This window comes from Staphylococcus sp. HMSC62D11 (assembly GCF_001839145.1).
GTDB classification, from domain to species: Bacteria; Bacillota; Bacilli; order Staphylococcales; family Staphylococcaceae; genus Staphylococcus; species Staphylococcus lugdunensis.
The window spans coordinates 277,898-286,850 of the sequence record NZ_KV840197.1 but is presented as its reverse complement, the minus strand read 5'-3'; the positions used below and the strand labels follow the sequence as shown (position 1 = coordinate 286,850).

Genomic DNA, 8,953 nt, shown 5'->3' with positions numbered 1-8,953 from the left:
ACTACGAATTCATAATGAATGCTGTCCCGCTCCCAATACACATTAATGGCCTTTATGTTTTTCTTTTGCTTTAATTCTTTTGACTCTTCTTTTATAGGCTTTTTCAGCTTCTTTATCTGCTTTGTAACGTTGTTTACGGCGCTTTTTCTTCCGTTGTTGTTCTTCTTTTAATGCCATTTGTGCTTTTGTTAAATCTTTAGGCTGTTTTTGTTCTTTAGCCACACGACGTTGTAATCGTTTAGGATTAAGGTGTTTCTTTGGCGGTTTGCTATTTATTTCAACCTCCGCATTATCTAAACAAGCTAATAAATGATTGGTAATAAATTGCAATACTACTTCGTCATCTGGCTCTACACCGAACGTGTATTTTACAAATTTCACCTTTTGACCTTTACGGTATTCAACCAAACCTATAAAAAACTGACCATCATGTAATATAGATAGCTCCATGCTACCCCTCCTCTAATTTTTAGCAATTAGAAATGATGGACGACCTGAGGAGGAAGGTTACTGACAAAGCTAAACTTTGCATTGGGACTACCAACCCAATTGTGTTTTTACATTTCTGGTTACAATATAACGTAACTTAGGGTGTTAATAAAGAGCAGAATAATGATTCATGCATCACTTAATCCAAAATATCGCTTTATATTGCTTAAACATTTTACTATACTTATAATGTATTATTGTCAAAAAACGAAACTTCTTAGGAGTGAAACATGTGAATATTATTGTCTATTGTGGTGCGAGTGAAGGCCACAACGGTATTTATAAAGAAGGCGCAATTCAGCTAGGTCAATGGATTGCTGAACAAAACCATACGCTTATCTTTGGCGGTGGCAATGCAGGTTTAATGGGAGCGATTGCAAATAGCGTCATACAACATGGTGGTAAAACAATTGGTGTCATGCCCACATTTCTGCAACAAAGAGAATTAGCCCATAATGGCTTAGATGAATTAATCATTGTTAATTCAATGTCTGAACGTAAAGAAAAAATCTTATCTCTTGGTGATGTATGCATTGCACTTCCTGGAGGTCCGGGAACACTTGAAGAGATTTCCGAAGTTGTGTCATGGTCAAGAATTGGACAAAACCAAAACCCTTGTATTTTTTATAACATTAATAATTACTACGACCATATTCAACACTTTTACGATCATATGGTTACTGAAGGCTTCTTGAGTCAAACAGATCGCCAACATATGCTATTCTCAGATAATATTAATGAAATGGAACAATTTATTCAATGTTATCAAGCGCCAGAAATTAGAACTTATAAATGAAATAATTAAGCCGTATGAAAATCAAGATACCTTGAAATATCATACGGCTATAATCATCTTAGTGGTATTGAAATGAATTCTATTTATTTGTGCTAGGACCACCATAGATTTTGCTATTTCTAAATTACTTCGTACTTTTATTAATGCTATGATTCACGAAATAACTGTGGATATTTATGCTTTAGCTGCTTCAAAAGTTGTTTCATTGTGGCATTGTTTACTTCTTTAAATTGTATATTCGGACTAAGATTGGGATCTTTGTCATTATGATCTTTCGGCGCAAAGCCACTAGATAACCTCGTATCATCTTGTTTCTGAAATTGATATTTATATACTTTACCATTATCTGCGATTAAATATTTGGTTATGGGATATGACATATCTGCAACATTTGCATAACCCTCTACATTAGATAAGTTTTGGGCACGAGAATCTATTCCAGTTTGCTTATGTGCTGATTTATACGTTACAAACCCTGCAAGCGTATGGAGTTTAAATGCCTTGGGTCCGGGTTTGTTTTGATTACTCACTTGTAGCTGACCATCTGCGGTTAAGGCGTACCAATCACCAGTCGATATCTCTCCACTACCAAAATAGCGATTGGTAACGGCCCGCTTATGCTGTTCACCTTGTTTATTCGCCCACTTAAGCACATCCTTTTTTAACTGTTGTCGCTCTTTATCATGATGCTCAACATGTGGTGTGCCAGAAGCTTCTGTTTGCTTATCGCCATGACTATCACATGCCGTCAATACCATGCAAACTGTTAGTAATACTGCCATGTATCTTTTGCCTGTCATCAAAGTTTAACACTCCATTCTTACTAACCCTGTTCAAAATACAGTCACATCGTCCATTATCTTAACTTATGATTTAGTTCATAAGAATAGCTCTTTATCGTTTGTTTTTATCTTTCTTAATTCCAAACTCATCTATTAATTTAATATCTCTTGGTTCCCCTTTACTAATATCACCGTATAATTGATATATTTTAACTTTTAACTTATTGCCTGAAACTTCATACACTGAAAAGTTTTGTGCTGAAGAATCTCTATTGTTTGCATGTTTATTTTTAAATGCAGATGTCTTTTGTGGTTGCTTTCCTACAGCAAACAAACTGTTATAATGATCCAGTTGACGTTGCGTTAATCCTTTAAGTTCTGGTCTTACTTTTTTGATGTGTTTTAATGAACGATCATAAATATCGTCATAGGCCTTTGTACCACCTGTATTTGGTAAGACGTACACTGATCCTTTAGGATTGTCATAATATTCAACATGATCATCGCCTAATATTTGCTTGGCATCTTCTTTTCTAGCATTAACAAAACTGTTTTTAGTTGAGGTATGTCTAAGTGAATGCGTGCGTGCAAGCACGTGATCATGACCTTGCAATACCAAATCAACGTCTAAATCGTCAATTTCTTTTGTCAGTTCGTTGCGAACTTTTTGAATGTCTTCATCTGATAAAGCGTGATAAGATTTAGAATACATTGGTTTATGCAAGTTTAAAATAATCCAATTAGCACCTTTTTTGCGGGCTTGTTTAATATCATTTTTAATCCATGCCATTTGTTGTTTACCAATTGCTTTTTCATCTGGATTATCTTTTGATTTCTTATTGTCATTTGTATTTGCTACAACCATATGTGCACCATTATAGTCAAATGAATAATAAGAACCACCATTAACTGCATTATTTGCTTTTGGCACATTGACGTGTTGATTAAATTGTCCTAATAGTTTTGGATCATCTTCATTAAACGCATGTTCATCATGATTCCCAGCTGTAGCAGCTACAGGTAAAGACATAAATGACGGTCTTGATTGATCATATAAATCTGTCCACTCATCTTCAATTTCGCTTGTCTCTACGAAGTCCCCCGTATGCAATGCAAAATTAGGATTGCCTGCCGTTTGAATTGCTTGATTTAATGTGTCAGCTCCAAATTGTGCCTCATTTCTAACATGTTCATTCCAAAACGCATTTTGTGTGTCTGTGTATTGAACAAACTTAAAGGCATCCCCTTTGTTACCTGATGTTTGAAATTGTCCAACAGTACTTTGACCACCTTGCAAACTGCCCACTTTATAGTAATATTTTGTATTTGGTTTTAAGCCCGTTGCTTTTGCTTTATATGTATATTCTGTTTGTGATGTTAACGTAGCTTCACCATGTTCATTACCACTTGTCCATTCTGGGCCATGTGCGTTTGCATCAGTATAATACCCGTTTACTTTTTCCTTGCCATTTTTATCTTTGATTACGTTACCTTCATCATCTTTTTGTACATCTTTAAAAATAAAATGACCACTATCATCACGCTCAAGATATTTTGAGTTCACCTTCTTAGGTTTAGCATTAAATATTTGTGCATCATCAAAACGTCCAGATTCAGAAACCCAAACTTTAGCATCTTTGAACCGATCCGTTGTATACCAACTAAAGCCCATTTCTTTCTGAGTATTGCCATTAAAATTTGTCATAATTCGGTTCGGACTGTTTTTTGTAGGTATTGGTGCAACATGTGGTTTAGTCTGTGTCACTTTAATTTCATTTTGATTTGTAGCTTGATCAGGACCTTGTCCCGCACCACTTGCTTCAGCATTTCCTGGACAATACATAGTCATACTTAAGACCATAACCATACTAGCCATACCACTTATCCATTTTGATTTTTTTGTTTGCAAATACAACTGTAATTCCTCCCTAAATTAAATTGAATAACATCGCCTTACATATTTAAGATATCAAGACGACTTTAAAAGAATGTAAACCTAGTATGATTATTATATTAAAAAAATTAATTAAATTATATACTATTAATATGCAGAATAATCTAATAAATATTAATTATTGTTAGGCCTTTCAGCTATTAATAAAGTATTAGCTGTTTTATGGATACAGTTCATAATAAAAAGGAGCGAGACAGCATTCATAATGAATTCGTAGTCCCGCTCCGGCAAGGTTGACTATGATTGGAAAAAGCTTGGTATCAGCGTATTTTCAACCCAGTCAACTACTGTCAATATTTAGTTCATAGCTTAAAACATAATGATGTTCTAGCTTATTTATCAAATATAAATATTTTATTATCATCTTTCGTCATGTTCAGTTGGATTAAAATTAATACTATCAGTAAAATAAATATTTTCTCCTCTTTTTTCTACAAAGGTAAATTCTATATCTTTATAACCAACAGATGAACCCTTGAAATCGCCATCACCTTTCAACAATAACTTAGGTGCTTTATTGGTTGGAATATGATATCTTTTTCTTAACTGTCGCACATTATCATCATCATTAGTTAATTGATATTTTGCTGAATAACTTGGCACATTGGGATTGTATGAAAAATCACCATCTCCGTAGTCATTGATATCTTTAAAATTGCCATATTGTACAAAAAATTTAAAGTTTTCTATTTCTTCTTTTAACTTTTTATCATTTATTGGTTTTGTTGGAATGATTTTGTTGTGCTCCATTTTTACTGGATATCTCTTTTCTTTACTCTGTGGTCTTCCTTTTTTGTCTTCACTTATTTCATCTATTTCAAAATATCCATTTGTTTTTCTAGTATTCCTATTTATATATAAAATCATACCTCTTGACTTCAAATTGTCTCCTTTTATTTGAATATTCATTTCAGAGCTAATAATCCAGGTTCCTTTATCGTTTTTATCAAATTCTTGGTCTCGGAAGCCCTCTTTATCATAAAAGTCTTCAAGGTTTTTAGTCGGATAAATGCTTAACATTTTATTAAAACTACGTTTAATTTGAGCTTCTCTATTATTATCTTTGTTGTTCATGCCACACCCTCCAATAAAAAGCGTTAAAACGAGCAAGCATATCAGCAACTTCTTTGAATGCAACATGTCTTCACATCCCTTATACTTCCATCGATGTATATTATATTTATTTTTTTATTTTATATTATCAAAATATAGAGATGTTGACAACTAAATATTTATATTATAAAATAAGAAGACGTCACTGACATCTTTTTTTAATTTATAAAGAAAATTAAAAAAAGAGCTACAACACATGAGTGCTGTAACTCTTAATCCAATATAAATATTTTATTGCTTTTTATTATCATCCAAAACATCTTCATTAATAATTAGAAAGGCCAACACACCTAGAGGAATTCCTAGTACTGGTGTGGCAAAGATACTTGCGACAATAACATAAAAAATAAGTATACCAATATCTTTAGATGTCCACTTTTTATTTACTAAATAATCCCACATTTCTTTTATACTCATTATAAGACCACCTATATTAAATTTACTGCTTATTTATGTATAGACTATCATATAATTTCTATGATATAAATTAGATTCGTGCAAAATTCTTTCTTCACTATTTATCTGTTGATTCATGATAGTCAACCTGACATGTTATTAACATATCATAGGAAACAGTAGTAGTATTAAATTATTGTTTTTTAAACGACATATGTATCAGCTATTTAGAAAATAATAAAATATCGTGCCATATTAGTCTTGAGAATCACCCTGATATTGCTTAAAGTAATCTTCATTCAAATGATTGAGTTCAATATTTTCAATTTGAAGTGTGACATGTTCTAAATGATATTTATTTTTAAGTAAATCTGAGACTTTATTAATGGTCGCATATGGAGATTTAATATATTTATCACTTAAAACCACATGTGCACTAAGAGAGCTTTGGTTCGTTGTGATGCTCCACAAATGAAATTCATGTACATCAATAACACCTTCAATACGTTTCATATGATCGATAATTTCGTCTGAACTATATCCTTCTGGAACGCGCTCCATAAGCACTTTCCACGCATTTTTTATAATCTTATAGCCACCATTAAATATGATAAGTGAAATAATGATACTAATGATTGGATCGATGATTTCCCAACCTGTAAAATGAATTAATACTACAGCCACAATAACACCAAGAGAATTTAACAAATCCCCCATGAAGTGCCATAGCGCACTCTGAATATTGATATTGTCTTCTTTTTTTAAAGATCTAACTAAAATCAACGTTAAAATGATATTAACGAGAAGCCCAAGTGTAGCAATAACAACCATGACACCACTCTCGACTGGTTCTGGATGAATGATACGCATGACACCCTCATACATAATCCCTAAAGAAATAACAATTAAAGCCAGTCCATTAAGGAAAGCAACAATAATTTCAAGTCTTAAGAAACCATAAGTATAATTTTTTGTGGGCGGTTTACTCGCAAAATAAATCGCAACCATAGATAACCCTAAAGCTAAGACATCACTCAGCATATGAAATGAATCCGAAAGTAACGCCAAAGAATTCGCATAGATACCACCCGCAAATTCAACAATCGTAAAGATGAGCGTTATAACTAATGATAACCATAATGTAAATTTAGAATGATTTTGAAACTTTCTATGTTCAACATGATGAAAATATTTTGTATTATTTGCCATTTTAAATAACCCCTATTTTACTAAATATCTTTCTTGTAAATACCCTATTTTTATTATTACATGTTTGTAAAAAAATGTAACATGAATTAGTAATATTTTTATATTTAGTAAAATAGAAAAATATACGCATAAGCGTTCACATTTTCAAAGTTCTTTTATGCAAAAGAAACAGCATGTTCTGTTCTTAACTATGGAAAAGAAGTATTTAAGATATACGTGATATTTCAGTTGGCAATTTCATGAAATAATTATTTCAACATGACTGAATTTATATAAATACATCGAAAATATAACATATATCTATCTCTAATTATTCTTTTTTCTTTCATTATGCTTCTTAATCCCTAAAATCATCGATGGAATGGAAACGACACAGGCTAAACATAAATAAAAAACAATACTCATTAAGTATGATATAACCGGCATTTAGCTTCTATAAAATATGTAATTTACATCTATAATATACTAAACATTTTGTAGTTTCTCAACGTCCTTAAGTACTCGTACTCTAAATCTATCGAATTATTTGAGCATTGCCATTAGAATTATTGAACTTGCGTCTTACAACATAAATTATCATTCAACGTTAAAATTATTTGTAAATCAGGCAATGGACATCTAGATAGCATAATATATGTTTATTCAATATTTTTTCTATACCATAATTTAATTAATTGTATACTGATGAATTTGTTAATAATACTTTATTTTTATACTAAAAAACTTATAATTTAATTAAAGTACTATAATTAAGGATGATAAATATGAAACATTTACATAAAAACAAATCTTTTTTCAATCTACTTTTAGCAAGAATTTTAATTAATGCTGGAGATAGCCTTTATTATGTAGCAACAACATGGACAGTTTTACAATGGACACATCATTCAGTATTAGTTGGATTAACAAATACATTATTAATGATTCCTATATGTATTTCTTTTTTGTTTGGGCCTATAGTAGATGCCATTGCTTTAAGAAAGACGCTCATCATAACACCTATTCTTCAATTTTTAATTTTATTAACTATAACTTTTTTGTATTTTGTTGGCATCTTAAATGTTTATCTTTTAATTATTTTAGTGACACTCGCTATGTTTTGTGCGCAAATAGGTTATCCAGCACAGTCAAAAGCAATTCCTATTTTGGTAAGTAATGATGCGTTAGTTAAAGCAAATTCTGCTATGAGTGTGGCTTATCAAGGTACAGATGTTATCATGAATGCTTTAAGTGGTATTATTGTTGCTACACTCTCTTTCATTCCATTATATTTTGGTAATTCGTTAATATTTTTAATCGCTGCTTTATTTTTTATGTTAATAAAATGGCCTGTAACACAAACAGAATCTATATATAAAGGTAAATATTTAAATAATTTAAAAGAAGGCTTTCAAGAGGTATATCATTCTTTATTACTTTTAATAGCTGTATCAAGTTCCATTCTTAATTTTGGATTAGGAATTCTTTATACTTGGATCCCTTTAAAAGCAAATTATCTTGGTGGTTCATTTTATTTTGGCTTATTAATGAGCTTACTTTCATTAGGTTTAATTGTTGGTTCATTACTTGCGCCTTATATAAAGAATGTAAATATTGGTTATGGTAAAATCTTGATATTTTTATATTTATCCTCGGGTTTACTTTTAATATTTATTAACTATGTTCCTAATATTATTTTTATGATGTTATTTCCAATCTCATTTATCACTATTAGTATAGGTAACGTTTCTCTAGTATCAATCCAACAAAAGGTAACTCCTGAAAAATTATTAGCACGCATTACTACTATAATAACTAGCATATCTGCAATGACTTTACCTTTAGGCAGCTTATCTAGTGGTGTATTAATTAAATATTTAGGTCTTGATTATACGCTTGTTCTTACAGGTCTGATATTTATAATCGGCAGCCTTATATTTTACCTATCTAAACCATATAGATCACTGCCCCAAATAGAAAAAATTGAATATAAACATATTTTTAAAAATCATTAAATATGCTGTGAAAATTAGAATCTTAGTTCGTCGCCAATATCTATATTCTTTATAAAAAATCATATTCACTTGGGTATTGCCAGTACTTTGTTTCTCAAAAAAATATCTCATAATTCTGATTCAATAGCTGATTGTAAAAAACAGTTGCAAAACATATAATGGTTGGTTTTAACAATATTAAATAATAAGGGAGCGGGACAGAATTCATAATGAATTCTTA

Annotated in this window: 8 protein-coding genes; 2 read left to right on the top strand and 6 right to left on the bottom strand. The window is 31.1% G+C overall.

Going from position 1 to position 8,953, the window contains the following annotated elements; translation table 11 throughout:
• Nucleotides 1-42: 42 nt before the first annotated feature.
• Complete coding sequence (locus tag HMPREF3267_RS09525) at nt 43-450, bottom strand: YjdF family protein (RefSeq protein WP_062078698.1); 408 nt, start codon at nt 448-450, stop codon at nt 43-45.
• A 271-nt stretch (nt 451-721) separates the two neighbouring features.
• Here HMPREF3267_RS09525 and HMPREF3267_RS09520 point away from each other — a divergent pair, with 271 nt between their 5' ends.
• Nucleotides 722-1,285: an LOG family protein gene (locus HMPREF3267_RS09520; protein WP_002493041.1), complete on the top strand. Its 564-nt coding sequence runs from the start codon at nt 722-724 to the stop codon at nt 1,283-1,285.
• Between the two features lie 146 nt (nt 1,286-1,431).
• On the opposite strand, the gene HMPREF3267_RS09515 is transcribed toward HMPREF3267_RS09520, so the two are convergent.
• The 5 genes from HMPREF3267_RS09515 to HMPREF3267_RS09495 all read right to left on the bottom strand — a co-directional run bounded on the left by HMPREF3267_RS09515 (nt 1,432) and on the right by HMPREF3267_RS09495 (nt 6,739).
• Nucleotides 1,432-2,085, bottom strand: coding sequence for a hypothetical protein (locus HMPREF3267_RS09515; protein ID WP_002493025.1), 654 nt, complete (start codon nt 2,083-2,085; stop codon nt 1,432-1,434).
• A gap of 94 nt (nt 2,086-2,179) precedes the next feature.
• Nucleotides 2,180-3,982, bottom strand: a complete 1,803-nt coding sequence (locus HMPREF3267_RS09510; RefSeq protein ID WP_062078697.1) for a purple acid phosphatase family protein — start codon at nt 3,980-3,982, stop codon at nt 2,180-2,182.
• A 399-nt stretch (nt 3,983-4,381) separates the two neighbouring features.
• Entirely contained in the window at nt 4,382-5,161 is a 780-nt protein-coding gene (locus HMPREF3267_RS09505) for a tandem-type lipoprotein (RefSeq protein ID WP_081095658.1), read from the bottom strand.
• 204 nt (nt 5,162-5,365) lie between these two features.
• Nucleotides 5,366-5,551, bottom strand: a complete 186-nt coding sequence (locus HMPREF3267_RS09500) for a VraH family peptide resistance protein (protein ID WP_002459679.1) — start codon at nt 5,549-5,551, stop codon at nt 5,366-5,368.
• 234 nt (nt 5,552-5,785) lie between these two features.
• A complete protein-coding gene (locus tag HMPREF3267_RS09495; RefSeq protein ID WP_002459680.1) occupies nt 5,786-6,739 on the bottom strand; it encodes a cation diffusion facilitator family transporter in 954 nt (317 codons plus the stop codon).
• A 764-nt stretch (nt 6,740-7,503) separates the two neighbouring features.
• Between HMPREF3267_RS09495 and HMPREF3267_RS09490 the strand changes: the two genes are divergently transcribed.
• A complete protein-coding gene (locus HMPREF3267_RS09490) occupies nt 7,504-8,733 on the top strand; it encodes an MFS transporter (RefSeq protein ID WP_062078693.1) in 1,230 nt (409 codons plus the stop codon).
• The last annotated feature ends 220 nt before the right edge of the window (nt 8,734-8,953 follow it).

Excerpts from the sequence above, each read along its gene's own strand:
- HMPREF3267_RS09525 (WP_062078698.1), bottom strand. The coding sequence starts at position 450 with ATGGAGCTATCTATATTACATGATGGTCAGTTTTTTATAGGTTTGGTT.
- HMPREF3267_RS09515 (WP_002493025.1), bottom strand. The coding sequence starts at position 2,085 with ATGACAGGCAAAAGATACATGGCAGTATTACTAACAGTTTGCATGGTA.
- HMPREF3267_RS09505 (WP_081095658.1), bottom strand. The coding sequence starts at position 5,161 with ATGTTGCATTCAAAGAAGTTGCTGATATGCTTGCTCGTTTTAACGCTT.
- HMPREF3267_RS09500 (WP_002459679.1), bottom strand. The coding sequence starts at position 5,551 with ATGAGTATAAAAGAAATGTGGGATTATTTAGTAAATAAAAAGTGGACA.
- HMPREF3267_RS09495 (WP_002459680.1), bottom strand. The coding sequence starts at position 6,739 with ATGGCAAATAATACAAAATATTTTCATCATGTTGAACATAGAAAGTTT.
- HMPREF3267_RS09490 (WP_062078693.1), top strand. The coding sequence starts at position 7,504 with ATGAAACATTTACATAAAAACAAATCTTTTTTCAATCTACTTTTAGCA.